19 protein-coding genes are annotated in these 20172 nt (G+C 73.8%); 6 read left to right on the top strand and 13 right to left on the bottom strand.

The features are described from left to right. Positions 1-56: 56 nt before the first annotated feature. On the bottom strand, positions 57-1820 hold the full coding sequence (locus OG774_RS23390; protein WP_328304777.1) for an MFS transporter: 1764 nt from the start codon (positions 1818-1820) through the stop codon (positions 57-59). A gap of 59 nt (positions 1821-1879) precedes the next feature. On the opposite strand from OG774_RS23390, the gene OG774_RS23385 reads away from it, so the two are divergent. Next, positions 1880-2254 carry a VOC family protein gene (locus OG774_RS23385; protein ID WP_328304776.1) on the top strand — a complete coding sequence of 125 codons (375 nt, stop codon included), beginning with the start codon at positions 1880-1882 and terminating at the stop codon, positions 2252-2254. A gap of 32 nt (positions 2255-2286) precedes the next feature. On the opposite strand, the gene OG774_RS23380 is transcribed toward OG774_RS23385, so the two are convergent. From OG774_RS23380 to OG774_RS23370, 3 genes are all read right to left on the bottom strand, one after another. Continuing rightward, positions 2287-3192, bottom strand: coding sequence for an LLM class F420-dependent oxidoreductase (locus tag OG774_RS23380; protein ID WP_328304775.1), 906 nt, complete (start codon positions 3190-3192; stop codon positions 2287-2289). Positions 3193-3206: 14 nt separating this feature from the next. Continuing rightward, positions 3207-4262: an IS110 family transposase gene (locus OG774_RS23375; protein WP_328303693.1), complete on the bottom strand. Its 1056-nt coding sequence runs from the start codon at positions 4260-4262 to the stop codon at positions 3207-3209. A 238-nt stretch (positions 4263-4500) separates the two neighbouring features. After that, positions 4501-5139: a MerR family transcriptional regulator gene (locus tag OG774_RS23370; RefSeq protein ID WP_328304774.1), complete on the bottom strand. Its 639-nt coding sequence runs from the start codon at positions 5137-5139 to the stop codon at positions 4501-4503. A 47-nt stretch (positions 5140-5186) separates the two neighbouring features. Here OG774_RS23370 and OG774_RS23365 point away from each other — a divergent pair, with 47 nt between their 5' ends. Next, complete coding sequence (locus OG774_RS23365) at positions 5187-6161, top strand: hypothetical protein (protein WP_328304773.1); 975 nt, start codon at positions 5187-5189, stop codon at positions 6159-6161. After that, the gene (locus tag OG774_RS23360; protein ID WP_328304772.1) at positions 6158-6517 is read left to right on the top strand and encodes a DUF2834 domain-containing protein; all 360 of its coding nucleotides are present in this window, start codon (positions 6158-6160) and stop codon (positions 6515-6517) included. The genes OG774_RS23365 and OG774_RS23360 overlap by 4 nt, the downstream gene beginning before the upstream one ends. Positions 6518-6569: 52 nt before the next feature. Here the strand turns inward: OG774_RS23360 and OG774_RS23355 are convergent, their stop codons facing one another. The 3 genes from OG774_RS23355 to OG774_RS23345 all read right to left on the bottom strand — a co-directional run bounded on the left by OG774_RS23355 (position 6570) and on the right by OG774_RS23345 (position 11310). Next, positions 6570-7718 (bottom strand): acyl-CoA dehydrogenase family protein, encoded by a 1149-nt coding sequence (locus tag OG774_RS23355; protein ID WP_328304771.1) that lies wholly within the window; start codon positions 7716-7718, stop codon positions 6570-6572. After that, positions 7715-9688, bottom strand: coding sequence for an acetyl/propionyl/methylcrotonyl-CoA carboxylase subunit alpha (locus OG774_RS23350; protein WP_328304770.1), 1974 nt, complete (start codon positions 9686-9688; stop codon positions 7715-7717). Before OG774_RS23350 ends, OG774_RS23355 begins: the two co-directional genes overlap by 4 nt. A 77-nt stretch (positions 9689-9765) precedes the next feature. Continuing rightward, positions 9766-11310, bottom strand: a complete 1545-nt coding sequence (locus OG774_RS23345; RefSeq protein ID WP_328311107.1) for a carboxyl transferase domain-containing protein — start codon at positions 11308-11310, stop codon at positions 9766-9768. Positions 11311-11435: 125 nt separating this feature from the next. On the opposite strand from OG774_RS23345, the gene OG774_RS23340 reads away from it, so the two are divergent. Continuing rightward, positions 11436-12002, top strand: a complete 567-nt coding sequence (locus OG774_RS23340) for an SACE_7040 family transcriptional regulator (RefSeq protein ID WP_328304769.1) — start codon at positions 11436-11438, stop codon at positions 12000-12002. A gap of 60 nt (positions 12003-12062) precedes the next feature. After that, positions 12063-12452, top strand: coding sequence for a YbjQ family protein (locus tag OG774_RS23335; protein ID WP_328304768.1), 390 nt, complete (start codon positions 12063-12065; stop codon positions 12450-12452). A 16-nt stretch (positions 12453-12468) separates the two neighbouring features. On the opposite strand, the gene OG774_RS23330 is transcribed toward OG774_RS23335, so the two are convergent. The 5 genes from OG774_RS23330 to OG774_RS23310 all read right to left on the bottom strand — a co-directional run bounded on the left by OG774_RS23330 (position 12469) and on the right by OG774_RS23310 (position 18931). Continuing rightward, positions 12469-12942, bottom strand: coding sequence for a hypothetical protein (locus OG774_RS23330; protein WP_328304767.1), 474 nt, complete (start codon positions 12940-12942; stop codon positions 12469-12471). A gap of 97 nt (positions 12943-13039) precedes the next feature. Beyond that, positions 13040-15040: a S9 family peptidase gene (locus OG774_RS23325; RefSeq protein ID WP_328304766.1), complete on the bottom strand. Its 2001-nt coding sequence runs from the start codon at positions 15038-15040 to the stop codon at positions 13040-13042. Positions 15041-15124: 84 nt separating this feature from the next. Then, positions 15125-16669: an acyl--CoA ligase family protein gene (locus OG774_RS23320; protein WP_328304765.1), complete on the bottom strand. Its 1545-nt coding sequence runs from the start codon at positions 16667-16669 to the stop codon at positions 15125-15127. 9 nt (positions 16670-16678) lie between these two features. Further along, complete coding sequence (gene gdhA, locus OG774_RS23315) at positions 16679-18034, bottom strand: NADP-specific glutamate dehydrogenase (protein WP_328304764.1); 1356 nt, start codon at positions 18032-18034, stop codon at positions 16679-16681. A 57-nt stretch (positions 18035-18091) separates the two neighbouring features. Next, positions 18092-18931 carry an Fpg/Nei family DNA glycosylase gene (locus OG774_RS23310; protein WP_328304763.1) on the bottom strand — a complete coding sequence of 280 codons (840 nt, stop codon included), beginning with the start codon at positions 18929-18931 and terminating at the stop codon, positions 18092-18094. 80 nt (positions 18932-19011) lie between these two features. Here OG774_RS23310 and OG774_RS23305 point away from each other — a divergent pair, with 80 nt between their 5' ends. Beyond that, positions 19012-19443 (top strand): nucleoside deaminase, encoded by a 432-nt coding sequence (locus OG774_RS23305; protein WP_328311105.1) that lies wholly within the window; start codon positions 19012-19014, stop codon positions 19441-19443. A 24-nt stretch (positions 19444-19467) separates the two neighbouring features. On the opposite strand, the gene OG774_RS23300 is transcribed toward OG774_RS23305, so the two are convergent. After that, positions 19468-20148 (bottom strand): TetR/AcrR family transcriptional regulator, encoded by a 681-nt coding sequence (locus OG774_RS23300; RefSeq protein WP_328304762.1) that lies wholly within the window; start codon positions 20146-20148, stop codon positions 19468-19470. Positions 20149-20172 lie beyond the last annotated feature (24 nt).

Raw genomic sequence — 20172 nt, 5'->3', positions numbered from 1 at the left:
CCACGCGCCGCCTCCGGCGCGCTGGACGGACGGGTGAGTACCCCCGGACGGACGCCTCAATCCGCCGTCGACGACCGGCTGCCCAGCGCGACATCGCGGACGACCTCGCCGGACGCCGGGACGGCGACCCAGCCCACCTCGGGCGGGTGGCCGTCGGCCCGGGCGACGAGCTGGAACGTGCCCGCCTCGTGCGGCTCGAGGTGGAAGGTCCCGTCCTCGTCCACCGCGGCGACGGCCACCTCGTGGCCGTCGGCCCCCACGAGCGTCACCGTCGCACTCCCGAGCCCGTCCCCCTGCCGGTCGGTGACCCGGCCCCGCAGGGTCGATGCGTCCACCGCGACGGGGTGGTGCGGGACGGGGGTGTGGGCGGGCGCCTCCTCCGCCGTCGACCCCTCGGCGGCGGCGGCGCGCCGACGACGGCGGTCGAGGGCGAGGTCGGCGAGCCCGAGCAGCAGGGCGAGGACGACGAACGCGACGGCGCCGATCAGGCCCTGGCTGATGGCCAGCGACCAGTCGCCGCCCGTCGCGGTGAGCTGGCCGAAGAACACCGCCCCCACCGCGGAGATGCCGACCGCCGAGCCGATGCGCTGCCCGGTCTGCAGGACGCCGGCCGCCGTGCCGCCCTCCCGCGGGGGCACCTCCTCGAGCGCGAGGGTCTGGTTCGGCGCGATGACGAAGCCGCTGCCGATGCCGGCGAGCAGGAGCGGCCCGGCGATCGCCCAGCCGACCTGCTGGGGATCGAGCCGCAGGACCACGTCGACGGCGACCAGCCCGACGGCGACCGCGAGGAGCCCGAGGACGACCAGCGACTTGCCGAGCCGCGACACCAGGCGGCCGCCGATCGCCGACGTCACGGCGGAGCCCAGCGCGAACGGCGTCAGGGCGAGTCCCGCCTCGAGCGGGGTGTAGCCGCGGCCGTTCTGCAGGAACAGGGTGACGACGAAGAAGATCGCGGTGAAGCCGGCGAAGTAGAGCAGTCCCAGCGAGGTGCCCAACGCGTAGCTCCGGGTGCGCAGCAGGCCGAAGTTCACCAGCGGGTGCCCGTGCGTGCGGCGGGCCCGGCGCTCCCAGGCGACGAAGGCCAGCAGCAGGACGAGGGCGACTCCCAGCAGCCACCACGGCGCGTTCGCCGGGTCCTGCTCGGAGAGCACGACCGGGGTCATGAGCGCCACGACCGCGCCGCCGAGCAGGACGGCCCCGACGAGGTCGAGTGGCCGCCGGTCCGTCGCCGTGGGCGCGTCCCTCGGGAGCAGGCGGACGCCGAGGACCAGGGCCGCGACGCCGATCGGGACGTTGACGTAGAACACCCAGCGCCAGCCGTCGGCCTCGCCGCCCCACTGCAGCAGCAGGCCGCCGAGCAGCGGGCCGATCGCGGTGGAGATGCCGATCGCGGCGCCGAAGAGCCCGAACGCCCGGCCGCGCTCGCGGCCGGTGAACAGCTGCTGGATGAAGCCGATGACCTGCGGGTTGAGCATCCCGCCGGCCGCGCCCTGGAGCAGCCGGGCGGCGACGAGCGTCTCCGCGTTCGGCGCGATCCCGGCCGCGGCGCTCGTGAGCGTGAACAGCGCGAGCGCGAGCAGGAACATCTTCTTGCGCCCGCGGTCGTCGCCCAGGCGTCCCGAGGCGACGAGCACCAGTCCGAACGTCAGGGCGTAGCCCGAGACGACCCAGGACAGCTCGGCCGACGACGCGCCGACCCCCCGCTGCATCGCGGGCAGGGCGACGTTGACGATGCTGACGTCGAGCAGCGTCATGAACCCGGCGATCAGGCACACCGCCAGGGCGCGCCAGCGCCTCGGGTCGGGCTCGGCAGAACTCACCTTGCTGAGGTTCCCGCCGGTCACCGGGCCAATCGTGACACGAGACGGAGGGAACGCCCGTGGAGATCCTCTCGAGCCGCATCCTCGTGCGTCCGCGCGACTGGGAGCTCTCCCGGACGTTCTACGCCGAGACCCTCGGCCTCGCCGTGGCCCGCGAGTTCCCCGGCGGCGTGGTGTTCTTCCTGGGCACCGGCTACCTGGAGCTCTCCAAGGCGGGAGCGGTCGCGGTCGGGGACGACGCGCTGTGGCTGCAGGTCCGCTCGCTGCCCGACGCCGTCGCCGAGCTCCGGGACAGGGGCGTGACGATCACGCGCGAGCCGGTGCGCGAGCCGTGGGGGCTCGACGAGTGCTGGCTCGCCGACCCCGACGGCCGCGCGATCGTCCTCGTCGAGATCCCGCCCGGCCACCCGATCCGGACCGACCTCCGTACGTGAGCGAAGTTCACGGCCATAGCCGTGAACTTCGCTCACAGACCCAGGGCGGCCGCCAGCTCGCGCAGGGCCGGGCGGGGGTCGGCTGTGACGCCCCCACCCGCCCCGTCGCCCAACGCCTGGACCAGCACGTGGTCCGCACCGGCGTCGAGGTGCGCCGTCACCGACGCCGCCACGGTCTCGAGGTCGCCCATCCCCACCAGGGCCCGCGCGAGGCGGTCGGAGCCGCCGCGGACCAGGTCGGACTCCTCGAAGCCCTGGCGCAGCCAGGAGTTCCGGTAGTTCGGCAGGCCCGAGTACACCTCGAGGTGCGCGTGGGCGCGGCGCATCGCGTCCTCGGCGTCGTCGCCCACGGCGACGGCCTGCTCGGTGACGACCCACTTGTCCGGCCCCAGGGCCTCGCGGGTCACGCGGCTCTGCTCGGGGAGGACGAGGTAGGGGTGCACGCCGTCGGTCTCGGCGCCCGCGAGCTCGATCATCTTCGGGCCGAGGGCGGCGACGAGACGGGCGGGACGGCCCACCCCGGGCTCGATCTGCTCGGGGACCGCGGCCATCCGCGCGAGGTAGTCGCGCATCGTGGCCAGCGGCTTCTCGTACGTGCCGCCGCGGCCGCGCTCGACCAGCGGCGCGTGGCTCACCCCGAGCCCGAGGACGAAGCGCCCCGGGTGCAGCGCGGTGAGCGTGCGCGCGCCGGACTCGGCGGCGATCGGGTCGCGGGCGTGGATGTTGGCGATGCCGGTGCCGACGACGAGGCGCTCGGTGGCGGCCAGGAACGCGCCCGCCTGGGTCAGCGTCTCCTTGCCGTAGGCCTCGCCGTAGAACAGCGAGCCGTAGCCCATCGCCTCGATGTCGCGGGCTACCTGCTGCGCGTCCGGCATCGACCAGGAGTCGCTGGTCCACCAGACGCCGATGCGGGACGGGAAGTCGATCTGTGCGGCCACGCGTTGCTCCTATGTCAAGCCGCCGTGGGCTGCGAGGCAGGCACGGTGGTCGTCGGGGGTTGGAGGAGGTTGAACACGACGCGGGCCAGGCGTCGTTTGAGGGCTCGTAGGGCTTCCATGGTGGTGTCGCCTCGGGCGCGTCGCCGCTGGTAGTAGGCCTGCCCGAGACTGTTGGGCAGACGGGTCTGGGTGACTGCGATGCGGTGCAGAGCGACGTTGAGTTGCCGGTTGCCGCCGCGGGCGAGGCGGTGGCGGTCGGTGCGCCCCGAGGACGCCGGGATGGGGGCGGCGCCAGCGTGCATCGCGAAGCAGGCCTCGGAGCGGAACCGTCCCGGCCGGGCGGTCTCCCCAACGATCTTCGCCGCGGTCAGCGCCCCGCACCCGGGCAGCTCGAGCAGCCGGGGCGCGGCCTGCCGGGTCAACGTGGTGATCTCACGTTCGAGGGCCCGGATCCGCAGGGTGCGCTCACGGATGTCGGCGAGCAGCTCACCGGCCAGCCGGGCCACCATCCCGCTGTGCTGCTCGGCCACCCGCGCCGCGAGCGCGTCGAGCAGACCGATCTCGCCCAGGCGCCGCGCGGGCGGGTCGATCCCGGGGTCGAGCTCGTGCAGGTGCCAGCGCAGCCGGTTCTGCATCCGGGTGCGCTCGGCGACGAGGTCCTCGCGGTGATCGACCAGCAGCTTGAGCTCTCGCGAGCTCTGGTCGTGCTCGGCGACGGGCAGGTCGGGCTCACGCAGCGCGGCCCGCGCGATCGCCAGCGCGTCGATCGGGTCGGACTTGCCCCGCGTGCGCGCCGAGGACCGGGCGCCGGCCATCAGCTTCGGCGGCACCCGCACCACCTGCTCCCCGGCGCCGAGCAGGGCCCGCTCCAGGCGGGTGGAGACGTGCCGGCAGTCCTCGACCGCCCAGGTCCGCTCGCCCGCCGCGTGCCGGGCGGCCCAGCCGACCAGAGCGCGGTGACCGGTATCGGTGGCCGACACCGTGCGCTTGGCCAACTCGCGCCCCAGCTCGTCGGCCACCACCGCGGTATGGGTGTCCTTGTGGACATCGACCCCGACCGTGAGCACCATCGAGAGGTCTCCTCTCTTGAGCCGTGAGGGACACAGCTGGGCCGGCCGGCGGACACACCTCAGTGGGGGCGCAGCCACGCTCCTATCAAGTCACGCCGGCCGGTCCCAGCCACGGATGATCGGCACAACGCATGCTCGCCAGCCTCTAGGGCGGCACCGACGCTAAGAGCCAGATCACCAGCAGCCAGGTTCCCAACCACCGCAACAGCGGCGAGCTGACCCTGACACTGACCGGACGCTAGCGCTCCTCGCCGGGGCCCACCCGCCGGGCCGACGCCGACTCCTCGGCCATCCCGCGCAGCGCGGCGATGAGCGCGCCCCCGAGGACGATGCCGACGACGACCCGCTCGACCGAGCCCTCCCGCTCGTCGCGGTCGACCACCGCCGCGACCTCCCGGTCGCCGACGGCCTCCATCGCCTCGGCGTAGACGTCGAGCAGCCCGACGACCTGGTCGCCTCCGAGCCGGTCGAGGGTCGCGATGACGTCGACCGCCGCGCGCCGGCCCGCGTTGTTCTCGGTCACCCGCCACCCGCGGCGGGCGACGAGGTCCGCGACGACCTTCTCCGCCCGCACCGAGGCGTCGTCCTCGACGGGCTGCACACGCGCCATCACCGCGTCCTGCGCGGTCCCGAGCGCGTGGTGCAGGTCGACCTGCTCGTCGTCGACCGTGGCGAGCACGTCCCGGGCGCCCGCGACCGTGAGCCCGCCGACGTCGAGCAGCGCGCGCACCAGGCGCAGGCGGCGCAGGTGCTCCTCGTCGTAGTACGCCTGGTTCGGGCTCGTGAGCTCGCCGGGCGGCAGCAGGCCCTCGCGCAGGTAGTACTTGATCGACGCGACGCTCACGCCCGACCGGCGGCTCAGTTCCGCGACCCGCATCCCGCTCCCCTCTGGACGTCCGACTCAGATAGTTCTACTCTCCGTTCATGGACAGTGCCACTATCCGATCACTCGCCCGGGAGTCACGCTCCCTGGCCGTGTTCACCGTCGCCATGGCCGTGCTCGCCGCGGTGTGCCTGGCCGGGCTCGCGCTCGACCCGCGCCTCCTCGGCGGCCAGCCGATCTGGGCCAAGCCCCTGAAGTTCTCGGTCAGCTTCGTCCTGTACGGCGCGACGCTGGTGTGGATGATCTCGCTGGTCACCTCGCCGGCGGCAGGCCGGTGGGCCCGCCGCGCCGGAGCCGTCGTCGCCGCCGCCGGCACGATCGAGATGATCGCCATCGTCGGGCAGGTGGTCCGCGGGCGCGCCAGCCACTTCAACGTCGCCACGGCGTTCGACACGGCCGTCTGGGCGGTCATGGGGACGACGATCGTCGTGCTCTGGGTCGCCACCGCCGGGCTCGGCGTCCTGCTGCTGCGCGAACGGACGCTGCCCGTCGACATCGCCCGGGCGGTGCGGCTCGGCCTCGTCGTCACCCTGCTCGGGATGGCCACGGCGTTCTTGATGACGAGCCCGACGGGCGCCCAGATCGCCGCCGCGAGCACCACGGGATCGATGCCGACGGCCGGGGCGCACGCGGTCGGGGTGCCCGACGGCGGCGCGGCCCTGCCGCTGGTCGGCTGGAGCACCACCGGCGGCGACCTGCGGATCGGCCACTTCATCGGCCTGCACGCCCTGCAGGGCCTGCCGTTGCTCGCGTTCGCGCTGCTCGCCCTCGCACCGCGCGTGCCGGTGCTGCGCGACGTGGCGGTCCGGGCGCGGCTGGTCGGCATCGCCGGCGGGTTCTGGGCCGGGCTGACGCTGCTCCTGGTCTGGCAGGCCCTGCGCGGCCAATCGATCGTCGCCCCGGACGGCCCGACCATCGCCGTCGGCGCGGCGCTGGTCGTCATCACGGCCCTGGCCACCGCCGCCGTCCTGCGCCCCCACACCACCCCGACACCCGTCCTGGAGACCCAGCGATGAGCACACCGACCACCGTCGCCCCCGCCCGCACCGGCCACCCCGCCCTCGTCGCGGTCTACCTCGTCCTGTCGCTCGTCGGCCTCGTCGGGACGTGGTGGTTCAACCTGAACTTCTTCGCCACGGGCGGCACCGACTACCTCGGGGGCTGGTTCGCCAACGCCGCGAGCTCCTCGGCGGCCGTCGACATCATCGTCATGGCCGTCGCGGCCTGCATCGTGATGGTCGTCGAGGGCCGCCGGCTCGGCTTCCGTCCGCTGGGCCTGGTGCTGCTCGTGGTGCTCAGCTTCGTGATCGCCGTGGCGTTCACGTTCCCGCTGTTCCTGGCCCTGCGGGAGATGCGCCTCCGGCGCACGTGAGTGATCTGGGTCGTCTGGACGACCCGGATCACTCACGTGGGCCGGAGGCCCCTCACAGGCCGAGGTGACGGGCGATGAGGATCTTCTGGACCTCGCTCGTGCCCTCGCCGATCTCCAGGATCTTCGAGTCGCGGTAGTGCCGGGCCACGGGGTACTCGTTCATGAAGCCGTAGCCGCCGAAGATCTGGGTGGCGTCGCGGGCGTTGTCCATCGCCGCGTTGGAGCTCACGAGCTTCGCGATCGCGGCCTCCTTCTTGAACGACATCCCGGCGGACATCTTCGCGGCGGCGTCATGCCAGGCGAGGCGGGCGCACACGGTGCGCGACTCCATCTCGGCGATCTTGAACTGGATGCCCTGGTAGGTCCCGATCGCGGCGCCGAAGGCCTCCCGCTCGCGGGCGTACCGCAGCGACTCGTCGACACAGCCCTGGGCGGCACCGGTGGACAGCGCGGCGATCGCCACGCGGCCCTCGTCGAGGATCGACAGGAACTGCGCGTAGCCCCGGCCCCGGGTGCCGACCAGGTTCTCCTCGGGCACGCGGCAGTCGTCGAAGACGAGCTCGTGGGTGTCGGAGGCGTTCCAGCCGACCTTCGAGTACGACGGCGCGACGGTGAAGCCGTCGGTCCCCGACGGGACGAGGATCGCCGAGATCTCCTTCTTCCCGTCCTCGCCGCGGTCGGTGACGGCGGTGACCGTCACCAGCGAGGTGATGTCGGTGCCCGAGTTGGTGATGAACGCCTTGGTCCCGTTGATCACCCACTCCCCGCCGTCGAGCTTCGCGGTGGTGCGGGTGGCCCCGGCGTCCGAGCCGCCTCCGGCCTCGGTGAGGCCGAACCCGCCGAGGGTCCGGCCGGCCGCGAGGTCGGGCAGCCAGCGCTGCTTCTGCTCGTCGGAGCCGAACCGCAGCAGCGGCATGATCCCCAGCGACACCCCGGCCTCGAGCGTGATGGCGACCGACTGGTCGACCCGGCCGAGCTCCTCGAGCGCGACGCACAGCGCGACGTAGTCGCCGCCCATGCCGCCGTACTCCTCGCCGACGGGCAGACCGAACAGGCCCATCTCGCCCATCTTCGCGACCAGCGCGTACGGGAACTTCTCCTTGATGTAGAAGTCGCCGATGACCGGCGCGACCTCCTTCTGGGCGAAGTCCTCGACGGTCGCGCGGAGGGCCTCGTGCTCCTCGGACAACTGCATGATCATTCTCCTGATTCGGGCACGACGGTGACGAGCGGCGCGTCCAGGGCGACCGCTGCGCCGGCCTTCGCGGCCAGGTCCTTGACCACCCCGTCGACCGGGGCGGAGATCACGTGCTCCATCTTCATGGCCTCGACGACGACGAGGCGCTGACCGGTGGTGACGTGGTCGCCCTCGGCGACCTCGACGGCGGTCACGGTGCCGGGCATCGGCGCGGTCAGCGGACCGTCCTGTCCCCCGGCGGCGGTGCGGGCCGCCCGCAGGCGTTCCTGCTCGCGCAGGGCCCAGGCGTCGCCGTCGCGCGCGAGCCAGCGCACCCCGCCGGCGACCGCGCTGCGGTAGCCGCGGGTGGCACCGTCGAGGGTGACGACGAGGGTGGGGCCCGCGTGGTGGGCGGAGACCTTGCGAGGTGCGCCCTCCGCGCCGATCGTCACGCTCGCGTCCTGCGGCGGGCCCGCCACGGCGACGTCGACGGGGTCGCCGCTCGCCCCCGCGGCGGGGACGAGACGCCACCGCGCCGGCGAGGGGTCGGCGCCGAGGCGCCACCCGCCCAGGCGGTCGAACGGGGCGTCGCCGGCGGGCAGGTCGAGCAGGCCGGCGAGCGCCGCGGCGGCGAGGACGTCGTCGGGGATGTCGTCGGCGGGCGGGTCGAGGCGCGCGATGAGCCCGGTGTCGAGGCGACCGGCGCGGACGTCCTCGTCGTTCAGGAGCGTGCGCAGCCAGGCGAGGTTGGTGCGCACCCCGAGCACGGTGGTGGCGGCGAGCGCGGCGTCGAGGCGGTCGAGGGCGGCGGCGCGGTCCGGGCCGCTGGCGATGATCTTGGCGAGCATCGGGTCGTAGCGGGACCCGACCTCGGTGCCGATCTCCACCCCGGCGTCGACACGGGTGTGGGGTGGCCACACCAGGTCCAGGACCGTGCCCCCGGTGGGCAGGAACCCGCGGGCGGGGTCCTCGGCGTAGAGGCGGACCTCGACGGCGTGCCCCTCGATCACCACGTCGCCCTGTTCGTAGCCCAGGGGCTCGCCGGCGGCGACGCGCAGCTGCTCGGCGACGAGGTCGAGCCGCGCCCCGCGGATCCGCACGACCTCCTCGGTGACGGGGTGCTCGACCTGCAGGCGGGTGTTCATCTCGAGGAAGAAGAACTCGCTCGCGTCGGAGTTCGTCACGAACTCGACGGTGCCGGCGCCGACGTAGCCGCAGGCGCGCGCGGCCTCGACGGCGGCTTCGCCCATCGCGAGGCGCTGTCGCGCGTCGAGCACCGCCGACGGGGCCTCCTCGACCACCTTCTGGTGGCGGCGCTGCAGGGAGCACTCGCGCTCGCCGAGGTGTACGACGCTGCCGTGCCGGTCGGCCAGCACCTGGATCTCGACGTGGCGGGGGTCGGTGACGTAGCGCTCGACGAGCAGCGTGTCGTCGCCGAAGGAGCTCCTGGCCTCGCGTCGCGCCGCGGCGATGGCGCTCTCGAGCTCGTCGTCGCGCTCGACGACGTGCATGCCCTTGCCGCCCCCGCCCGCGCTGGGCTTGAGCAGCACCGGGAAGCCGACCTCGCGGGCCGCGGCCGCGACGGCGGCGTCGTCGAGCCCGGTGCCGTCGGACCCGGGCACCAGCGGCACGCCCGCGGGGCCGACGGTGGCCTTCGCGCGGATCTTGTCGCCCATCGCCTCGATGGCCTCGGGCGGCGGGCCGATCCACGTCATCCCGGCCTCGCCGACCTGGCGGGCGAAGCCGGCGTTCTCGGCGAGGAAGCCGTAGCCGGGGTGCACGGCGTCGGCACCGACCGCCGCGCCGGCCGCGAGGATCGCCGCGCCGTCGAGGTAGTCGGGCACGCGGACCGCGACGTCGGCGGCGCCCACGTGCGGCGCCCCCGCGTCGGGGTCGGTGTAGACGGCCACCGCGCGAAGGCCCCGGGCGCGCAGGGTCCGCGTGATCCGCACGGCGATCTCGCCGCGGTTGGCGATCAGCACGCTGGTGAACACGGTGGCCTCGGTTTCGCGAAGATCGACGGAAGATTGCGGACACTGGGTGTCAGCGGCGCCACGCCGCTGACATCGACTCACATCCGGAACACGCCGAAGTGCGGCGCGTCGAGGGGGGCGTTGGCGCACGCCGAGAGGGCGAGGCCCAGGACCGTGCGGGTCTCGGCGGGGTCGATGACGCCGTCGTCCCAGAGCCGGGCGGTCGAGTAGTACGGGTGGCCCTGGTGCTCGTACTGCTCGCGCACGCCCTCGGCGTCGGACGACCCGACGGTGCCGAGGACCGTGGCCGCCTGCTCGGCGCCCATGACGCTGATCCGCGCGTTGGGCCACATCCACAGGAAGCGCGGCGAGTACGCCCGCCCGCTCATCGCGTAGTTGCCGGCGCCGTACGAGCCACCGATGACGACGGTGAGCTTGGGGACGCGCGTGGTGGCGACGGCGGTGACCATCTTGGCGCCGTCCTTGGCGATGCCGCCCGCCTCGTACTCGCGCCCGACCATGAAGCCGGTGATGTTCTGCAGGAAGACCAGCGGGATCGCGCGCTGGTCGCACAGCTCCACGAAGTGCGCACCCTTGAGCGCCGATTCCCGGAACAGCACGCCGTTGTTGGCGACGATCCCGACCGGGTGCCCGTGCAGCCGCGCGAACCCCGTCACGAGCGTCGTCCCGTACTCCGGCTTGAACTCGGTGAACGCGCTGCCGTCCACGAGGCGCGTGATCACCTCGTGCACGTCGTAGGCGGTGCGTCCGTCGACCGGGACGACGTCGTAGAGCTCGCTCGGGTCGTGCGCGGGCTCGACGGTGGGGCGCCGCTCCCACGGAGGCGCCACGCGCGGGCCCAGGGTGTCGACGATGTCGCGCACCATCGACAGCGCGTGCGCGTCGTCCTCGGCGAGGTGGTCGACGACGCCGGAGGTGCGCGCGTGCAGGTCGCCGCCGCCGAGCTCCTCGGCGGTGACCTCCTCGCCCGTCGCCGCCTTCACCAGCGGCGGGCCGCCCAGGAAGATCGTGCCCTGGTTGCGGACGATCACGGCCTCGTCGCTCATCGCCGGGACGTAGGCCCCGCCGGCGGTGCACGAGCCGAGCACGGCGGCGATCTGCGGGATGCCGAGCCCGGACATCGTCGCCTGGTTGTAGAAGATGCGGCCGAAGTGCTCGCGGTCGGGGAACACCTCGTCCTGCTGCGGCAGGAACGCCCCGCCCGAGTCGACGAGGTAGATGCACGGCAGGCGGTTGTGCAGCGCCACCTCCTGCGCGCGCAGGTGCTTCTTCACCGTCATCGGGTAGTAGGTGCCGCCCTTGACCGTGGCGTCGTTGGCGACGACGACGCACTCGCGTCCCGCGATCCGCCCGACGCCGGTGATGATCCCCGCGCCCGGTGCCGCGTCGCCGTACATCCCGGTGGCCGCCAGCGGGGAGAGCTCGAGGAACGGGCTCGACGGGTCCAGCAGGGCGTCGACCCGCTCGCGGGGCAGCAGCTTGCCCCGCTCGACGTGCCGGACGCGGCTGCGCTCGGGGCCGCCGAGACGCGCGACGGCCAGCCGCTCGCGCAGGTCGGCGACGAGGGCGTGGTGCCCGCCCTGTGCGCGGTCCTCGTGGCCATCGCCACGGATTCCGCTCACGTGGTCGGTGCTCGGCGCAGCCACGGGCGACCTCCTCGTCGACGTCGACGTGCGGACCGCACGTTAACGCTCGCTCACGTTAGTGACCGTTCACGTCCCCTGGCAAGAGGCCGTAGGGTGCGAGCGTGCCCGTCACGACGTCACGCCGCGAGCAGATCCTCGTCGAGGCCGCCCGGCTCTTCGCCCGCCACGGGTTCCACGGCGTCTCCATCGACGGGATCGGCGCGGCGGTCGGCGTCAGCGGACCGGCGCTCTACCGGCACTTCCCGTCGAAGGAGGGCCTGCTCGCGGAGATGCTGGTGGGCATCAGCGAGCACCTGCTCGCCGGCGGCCGGGAACGCGCGGCCGAGACCACCGACCCCGTCGAGCTGCTCGAGGCGCTCATCGCGTTCCACACCGACTTCGCGCTGCACCAGCCCGAGCTCATCACCGTCCAGGACCGCGACCTCGCGAACCTCCCCGACGCCGCCCGGCGCCGGGTGCGCGGGCTGCAGCGCGCCTACGTCGAGGTCTGGGTGGACGCGCTGCGCCGGGCCGGGTTCGCCGCGACCGAGGAGGCCGCGCGGGTCCGGGCCCACGCCGCGTTCGGCCTGATGAACTCCACGCCGCGCAGCGCCGGGCACACGCGCCCGGACGTCGCCGCCCCGCTGCTCGTCGCCATGGTGCGCGCCGCCCTGCACGCGCTCACTTGACGGACGACCGCCCGGCGGACGGCACACCACACGTCCGGTCGCGTCGCTACGCTCCGCCACATGAACCAGCCGCAGCAGACGGGCCAGCCGCAGGGTCAGTTCCAGGGTCAGCGGTACCCGATCCTGCTCTCGACGATGAACGACCTCCCGGGCTACGAGGTCACGCGCGTGTTCGGCGAGGTCTTCGGGCTCACCGTCCGCAGCCGGAACATGTTCTCGACCATGGGCGCCGGCTTCAAGGCGATGGCCGGCGGCGAGCTCAAGGGCCTGTCGAAGCTGCTGTCGGACTCCCGCCACGAGGCCCTCGGGCGGCTCGCGGAGGAGGCGCAGGCCCACGGCGCGAACGCCGTGCTCGCCCTGCGCTTCGACTGCAACGAGATCGCCCAGACCGCCAGCGAGATCGCCGCCTACGGCACGGCCGTCTACGTCGTGCCGCACACCCAGCGCTGAGTCACCCAGCGCCGGGTCACCGGCGCCCGCGGGCCGTCTGCGCGTCCAGGCTGCGGGCGAGGTCCTCCTCGGTCTGGACCAGCCGGTTGCGCCGCAGCGTGGCCTCCTCCAGGCGCGAGCGCACCGCGATGCGCCGCGACAGGAGCTCGCGCACGTAGTCGTACCGCTCGGCCTCGGTGGCCTCGTGGATCTGGGCGGTCAGCTTGGCGTCGAAGCGCTCGAAGACGCCGACCTGCTGGTCGGCTGCACGCCGGTCCCGGCCCGCCCGCTCGTACTGCGCGGGCGTCACCGAGCCGTGCGGCGACGGTGCGGGCCGGGGTACCTGCGCCGGCGGCATCTGACGGGTCGGCTGGGCGACGGGCGCCGGGGCGCCGGGGGGCGGGTCGTAGGGGCGGGGCGCCCCCACGCCGGTGTAGGCGGGCGGCGCGGTGTCGGCCTCCCGCTCGTCGTGATCGCGGCCGAAGAGCCGACGCAGTCGTGAGGTCGCCATGGCACACCCTCCTCACCCGGAGTGACGTCTTCACTGTGCACCCGACGCGCCCGTCGACGGAAGTGGACACCACCCGCGTCCGCCGGACGGACCGGACTCAGTCGAGGTTCTCGATCGGCACCGGGTCGATGCGCTCCCCGGGCGGCAGCGTGAAGCCGAACAGCCGCGCGTAGAAGGCGAGCTCGGCGTCGAGCGCGCGGCAGATGTTCCGGGCCTGACGGAAGCCGTGCTGCTCGCCGGCGAAGAGCAGGTATGCGACGGGCACGCCCCCGCGGCGCAACGCCTCGACGATCATCTCCGACTGGTTGGGCGGGACGATCGCGTCCTCGTCGCCCTGCAGCACGATCAGCGGGGTCGTGAACCGCTCGACGTGCGTGATCGGCGAGCGCTCCACGTAGACCTCGCGCGCCTCCGGGTACGGGCCGATCAGGCCGTCGAGGTAGCGCGACTCGAACTTGTGCGTCTCGAGGGCGAGGGCCTCGAGGTCGGCCACCCCGAAGTGGTCGGCGCCCGCGGCGAACGGGGTGTCGTCGCGGGCCAGCGCGGCGAGCGTCGTGAAGCCGCCCGCGGACCCACCGCGGATGGCGAGACGCTTCGGATCGACCCGGCGGGCGTCGGCGAGTGCGCTCGCCGCGGCGAGGCAGTCGGCGACGTCGACGACGCCCCAGGCGCCCCGGAGCTGCTCCCGGTACGCGCGGCCGTATCCGCTGGAGCCGCCGTAGTCCACGTCGACGACCCCGAAGCCCCGGCTCGTCCAGTACTGGACCCCGAGGTTGAGCACCGGCGCCGCCGACCCGGTCGGCCCGCCGTGCAGGACGACGAGCAGCGGCGGGAGCTCGCCGTCGGGGCCGGTGTGGGCCGTGGCCGGCGGGTAGTAGAGCGCGTGGGCGTCCCGCGGGGCGCCGGCCGCGTCGGTCGAGGTGAACGTCATCGGCTCGGGCACCGAGATCGTCGCGGGGTCGAGCCCGAGGTGGCGCGGGGCCCGCAGCGTCTCCACGGTCCCGTCGACCCCGATGCGGTGGACCCCCGGCTCGGAGGTCGGCGACCCGGCGACACAGACGACGGTCCCGAACCCGTCGGCGCGCACCGACCGGATCGTCGTGAACGGGGTGCGCAGCTCCGTCACCGTGCCGTCGAGCGCCCGGACGGCGAGGGCGTCGAACCCGTGGGAGGACCGCGCGACGACCACCCGGCGGTCCGGCAACGTCGCGTGGCGCGCCCCGGCGAGCTGCCAGGCGGGCAGCCCGATCTCGGCGTCCATGACGACGAGCGGGGTCACCCCCTCGTCGGGGTGCCAGCGGTAGAGGTTCCACCACCCGTCCTCCTCCCCCGTCGCTGCGCTCGCCCTGGCGCGGTCGGAGAGGAAGTGCAGCGCGCTGTCGGCGTGCTCCCCTCCTGCCTGCCACACCGGCTCCCCGACCGACTCGCCGGGCCCGCCCGCGACGACCGTCTCGGTGCCGGTCACGAGGTCGCGCACGGTGAGCACCGTGTCGTCCCACGGCATCGACGGGTGGTCCCAGGAGACCCAGGCGAGCCGGCGGGCGTCCGGGGACAGGCGCGGGGCGGCGACGAAGTCCGGGCCGGTGACCAGCACCTCGGGCTCGCTCGGCGCCCGCGCGTCGAGACGGACGATCTCGTTGACCACCTCGGTGGCCGGGGCGCCCTCGCGCGGGTGGTGCTCGCGCACGCAGACGAGCCACGTGCCGTCGGGCGCGACGTCGCCGTCGGCGAAGCGGTCGCCCCGCGGGACCGTCGGCTCCGGGGTCAGGACGACGGGGTCAGCGTCCGGTGCGTAGCGGCGCAGGCGCTGGTCGGCCCAGTCGACGGCGAAGACGGTGTCCTCGTGCAGCCACCACGCCCCGCCGCCGTACTCGTGGACCCCGGTGCGGGCGTTGGCGTCCTCGGGCAGCAGGTCGGTCACCCTGCCGTCGGCGTCACGGCGCACCAGCTGGACCCGGCCGCCCTCGCCGGCGCGCCCCTCGCCCCACACGACGCCGCCGCGCCCGTCGGGGCGCACGCCGTCGAGCCGCACCCCCGCGGTGACGACGAGCTCCGAGGTGATCGGTGTCGGCCAGGATCCGTAGGGCAGCGGGGTCACGCCGTCACGGTAGGCGCCGTGATCGACGGAAGAACACGGACACTGGGTGTCAGCGACGGTCCGCCGCTGACCCTGAGACCGCCCTCAGCCGCGGTCGCGCAGCACGTTCTTCTGGATCTTCCCCGTCGACGTCTTGGGCAGCTCGCCGAAGACGATGCGCTTCGGTGCCTTGAACCGCGCCAGCTGGGTGCGGACGAGCTCGACCAGCTCGTCGGCCTCGACCTCGGCGGACACGGTCACGTACGCGACGGGCACCTCGCCCCACCGCTCGTCCGGAACGCCGACGACCGCCGACTCGACGACGGAGGGGTGGCTGTCCAGCACGCGCTCGACCTCGACCGACGCGATGTTCTCGCCGCCCGAGATGATCACGTCCTTGCTGCGGTCGCGGATCTCGACGTAGCCGTCGGGGTGGACGACGCCGAGGTCCCCGGTGCGGAACCAGCCGTCCGCGTTCACCTCCGCGGTTGCCTCGGGGTCGCGGTAGTACCCGAGCATCACGTCGTTGCCGCGCAGCACGAGCTCGCCCATCGTCTCGCCGTCCGACGGGACCTCGGCGCCCGTCTGCTCGTCGAGCACCCGCAGGCGCTGCGCGACGACGTTGCCGACGCCCTGGCGCGCCTTGAGCCGCGACTGCTCGTCGGCGTCGAGGTCGTCCCACTCGGGGTGCCAGTCGTTCACGGCGGCCGGACCGTAGGTCTCGGTGAGCCCGTAGAGGTGGGTGATCGACATGCCCAGCTCGTTCATGCGCGCGAGCAGCGTCGGCGTCGGTGGGGCGCCGCCCGTCGCGACGGTGACGCGCTCCGGCGCCGGCCCGTCCTTCGCCGCCTCGGCGTGGGCGATCATCGTCAGCACGGTCGGCGCCGCGCAGTAGTGCGTGACGCCCTCGCTGCGGATCAGGCGCCAGATCTCCTCGGCGTCGATCACGCGCAGGCACACGTGCAGCCCGCCCGCGGCGGTCACTGCCCAGGGGAAGCACCAGCCGTCGCAGTGGAACATCGGCAGGGTCCACAGGTAGCGCGACGCCGGCTCCAGCCGCAGGTGGAACGCCATGGCCAGCGCCTGCAGGTTCGCGCCGCGGTGGTGGTACATGACGCCCTTGGGACGTCCCGTCGTGCCCGACGTGTAGTTGATCGCGAGCAGGCCGCGCTCGTCGGTGACCGGCACGACGCGCTGCGGCGAGTCGGCGACGAGCGACTCGTAGCGCTCGCCCTCCTCGACCAGCTCGACGCCCGTGCGCTCGGCCACGGCCCGGGCCTGCTCGACGAGCTCGCGGGTCGCGATCAGCAGCCGGGCGCCCGAGTGCTCGACGATGTGGACGATCTCGTCGACCGAGAGCCGGGTGTTGAGCGGCACGAGGACGGCGCCCGCGTAGGGCACACCGTGGTGGCACTCGAGCATCACGTGGCTGTTGGTGGCCAGCGCGGCCACGCGGTCCCCGGGCTCGATGCCCAGCTCGTGCAGGGCACCGGCCAGCCGCCGGGACCGCGCACCGAACTCGGCGTAGGTGAAGCGCTGCTCGCCGTCGACGATCGCGGGGCGCGCGGCGAAGGCGTGCTCGGCGCGGTCGAGGAACGCCGTCGGGGTCAGCTCGGTGAAGCTGAACGGGGCGGGCGTGACGTGTTCCATGGCGTCGGTCTACACCACCCCGAGGCTCGTCATCGCCTCCGCGACCCGCAGGAAGCCGGCGGCGTTCGCGCCGTTCTCCAGGTCCCCGGGATCGCCGTGATAGCGCTCGGCGGCCTCGCGGACCCGGTCGTAGGCGTCGCTCATGATCGTGGAGAGGCGCGCGTCGACGTCCTCGGCGCTCCACCGCTCACGGCCGGCGGCCTGCTGCATCTCGAGCGCCGACACCGCGACGCCGCCGGCGTTGGCGGCCTTGCCGGGACCGAAGCCGACCCCGCCCTCGCGCAGGATCTCGCGCGCCTCCGGGGTCACCGGGCCGTTGGCGCCCTCGGCGACGACCCAGCACCCGTGGTCGACGAGCGCACGCGCCTCGTCGGGGCCGATCTCGTTCTGCGTCGCGCAGGGCAGCGCGACGTCGCACTCCTGCGTGAACGGCGAGCCGTCCGAAGCCGTCGCCCCCGAGCGCTTCTCGGCGTAGTCGGCGACCGAGCCGCCCTGGCCCTTGATCTCGCGCAGGAGGTCCACGTCCACGCCGTCGGGCTCCGAGATCGACCCGCGCGAGTCCGAGCAGCCGACGACCGTCCCACCCGAGTCGATCACCTTCGCCATCGCGAAGAGCGCGACGTTCCCGCTGCCGGAGACGACGACGCGGGCGCCGTCGAGGTCGCGGCCCTGGTCGTCGAGCATCCGGCGGGTGAAGTAGACGGCGCCGTAACCGGTCGCCTCGGGCCGCAGCGCGGAGCCGCCGAGCACCGCGGGCTTGCCGGTGAACGCGCCGGGCTCGTGGTAGCCGATGAGGCGCTGGTACTGCCCGTAGATCCAGCCGATCTCGCGGGAGCCGACGCCCATGTCACCGGCGGGGACGTCCACGGCGGCGCCGACGTGGCTGGCCAGCTCGGTGGCGAACGACTGGCAGAACCGCATGAGCTCGCCCGTCGACAGCGCCTTCGGGTCGACGTCCGCGCCGCCCTTGCCGCCGCCGATGTCCTGGCCGGTCAGGGCGTTCTTGAACACCTGCTCGAAGCCGAGGAACTTGACGACGTCGAGGTCCACCGACGGCGCGAACCGCAGGCCGCCCTTGTACGGGCCGAGCGCGGAGTTGAACTGGACCCGGAACCCGCGGTTGACCCGCACCCGTCCGCTGTCGTCGACCCAGGGGACCCGGAAGACGATGACCCGCTCGGGCTCGCAGAGCCGCCCGACGACGTCGGTGTACTCCGGGTGCTCGACGAGCACCGGCCCGATGCTGCGGAGCACCCCACGGACGTCGGAGTGGAAGAACTCCTGGTGGGGGTCGCGGCGCAGGACGTCCCGCCAGACCTCCCGCAGCACCGCGTTCTCGGGTTCCTCGTCGCGTGCGCGCGCCATCGCCGTGCCTCCGAAACGTCGTTGTTCCGGTCGGCTGGTACCCGTGCGTGATCGGTCTCAGTCCGCCTGCTCGGCCGAGCACCACCACGTCGTCCGACCACCGACGACGCCGCGCTCCATCGGCGCACCGCACCGGGGGCACGTCGCGTCCTTCTTCCGGTGGGGGATGACCTCGCCCGTGTGGACCCCGCCCTGGGCGATCGCGGCGCGGGTGGCCCTGCGCAGGACGCGTCGGAGGTCGTCGAGCTCGTCGGCGGAGAGCTCGCCCGCCGGGCGCGACGGGCGGAGCTCGGCCTGCCAGAGCGTCTCGTCGGCCAGCAGGTTGCCGACCCCGGCGAGCACCGACTGGTCGAGCAGCTTCGCCTTGATCGCGACGATCCCCTTGCCGACGCGGGCCCGGAACTCGTCGCGGGTGATCTCGGCGGCGTCCGGGCCGAGGGCCTCGACGGCGGGTTCGAGGTGCACGCGACCGAGGCGTCGCTTGTCGAAGAGCCGCAGCGCTCCGCCGTCGTCGAAGGTGATCGTGACGCGGTCCCACTCGGGCTTGTCCGGTCGCTCACCGGGCTTCTTCGGCATCCCGCCGACGTGCGGGTCGCCGCCGGCGTAGAGGCTGCTGGCGTCGCCCGTCGGGCCGGTGACGAAGATCCGGCCACCCATGCCGAGGTGGATGCCGAGGTGGGGGCCCTCGTCCCCGTCGGCGGTGACGGTGTCGCACCACATCGTCTTGCCCCGACGGTGCGCGGCGACGAGCCGGCCGCCCTTCAGCGCCTGGTCGATCTCGCCGGGGTGGTGTGGGCGGCACACGTACTCGTCGGTGTCGTCGACACCCGAGATGGTGCGGTCGAGGGCCTTCTCGACGACCTGACGCGCGTTCTCGACCTCGGGCAGCTCGGGCACGGCTCCAGCATGCCCCGCCGATCGGCCCTTCATCCCCGCGTCGCTGCTGGCACCGTGGACCCGTGATCGAACCTTCCGCCATGCTCGCCGTCGCGCTCGAGGAGGCCCGGACCGGTGCGGCCGAGGGGGGCGTGCCGGTCGGCGCCGCCCTCTTCGGGCCCGACGGCGAGCTGCTCGGCCGCGGCCACAACCGCCGTGTCCAGGACGGTGACCCCGCCACCCACGGCGAGACCGCCGCCTTCCGGGCCGCCGGGCGCCGCCCGGACTACCGCGGCACGACGATGGTCACGACGCTCTCGCCCTGCTGGTTCTGCGCCGGGCTGATCCGCCAGTTCCGCATCCCGCGCCTGGTGGTCGGCGAGGCCGAGAACTTCGGCGGCCAGCACTCCTGGCTGGCGGACTACGGCGTCGACGTGACCGTCCTCGACGACCCGGCCTGCGCGGCCCTCATGCAGCGCTTCGCCGTCGAGCACCCGGAGGCGTGGCTCGAGGACATCGGCGGACCGGAGTAGGTCCCGACGGCCTCGCCGGCGCGTTCAGTCCACGGCCACGTCCCGCGCGCACACCGCCGCCGGACCGTCCGGGTCCGCGGCCTCCGCGACGGCCGGCTCCGGCACGCCGAGCCCACGCAGCAGCGTCCGGCAGAACTCCGCGGCGACGGCCCCGGGCGCGAGGCGGCCCTGCGGGTCGAACCAGGTCCACATCCAGTGCAGCGAGCCGAACATCTGCAGGCTGCGCAGCCGGGCATCCCCGGGGACGAACACCCCGGCCGCCTCGCCGTCGCGCAGGACGCCGACGACGAGGTCGCGGTAGGCGTCGCGCTGGGCGCGGGCGGTCTCCATCCCGGGCTCGTCGGTGAGGCGGACGACCTCGCGCTGGAACGCGATGGTCGTCGCCGGGTCGTCGGTCTGGTAGCGCACGCCGGCGTGGACGAACGCGGCGAGCCGGAGCTCCGGACGGTCGAGCCGGGCGAGGAAGGCGCGCGCCTCGTCGAGCGCGCGGCGCATGTAGCGCTCCTGGACCTCGGCGAGCATGCGGTCCTTGGTGCCGAAGTGGTGGACGATCGTGCCCTTCGACAGGCCCAGCTCCGACGCGACGTCGCCGAAGTTCGCGCGGTCGTACCCGCGCTCCGCGACGTGGCGGGTGAAGGTCACGAGGATCTCGTCGCGCCGCCCACCCCGCGCGCGACCCGGGGCCACCGTCACCGGCTCCGTCATGACGCCCCCTTGTGAACTGACCGC

The sequence above is a fragment of the Actinomycetospora sp. NBC_00405 genome, from assembly GCF_036044095.1.
Classification (GTDB): Bacteria; Actinomycetota; Actinomycetes; order Mycobacteriales; family Pseudonocardiaceae; genus Actinomycetospora; species Actinomycetospora callitridis.
This window is presented reverse-complemented; position numbering and strand designations above follow the sequence as displayed.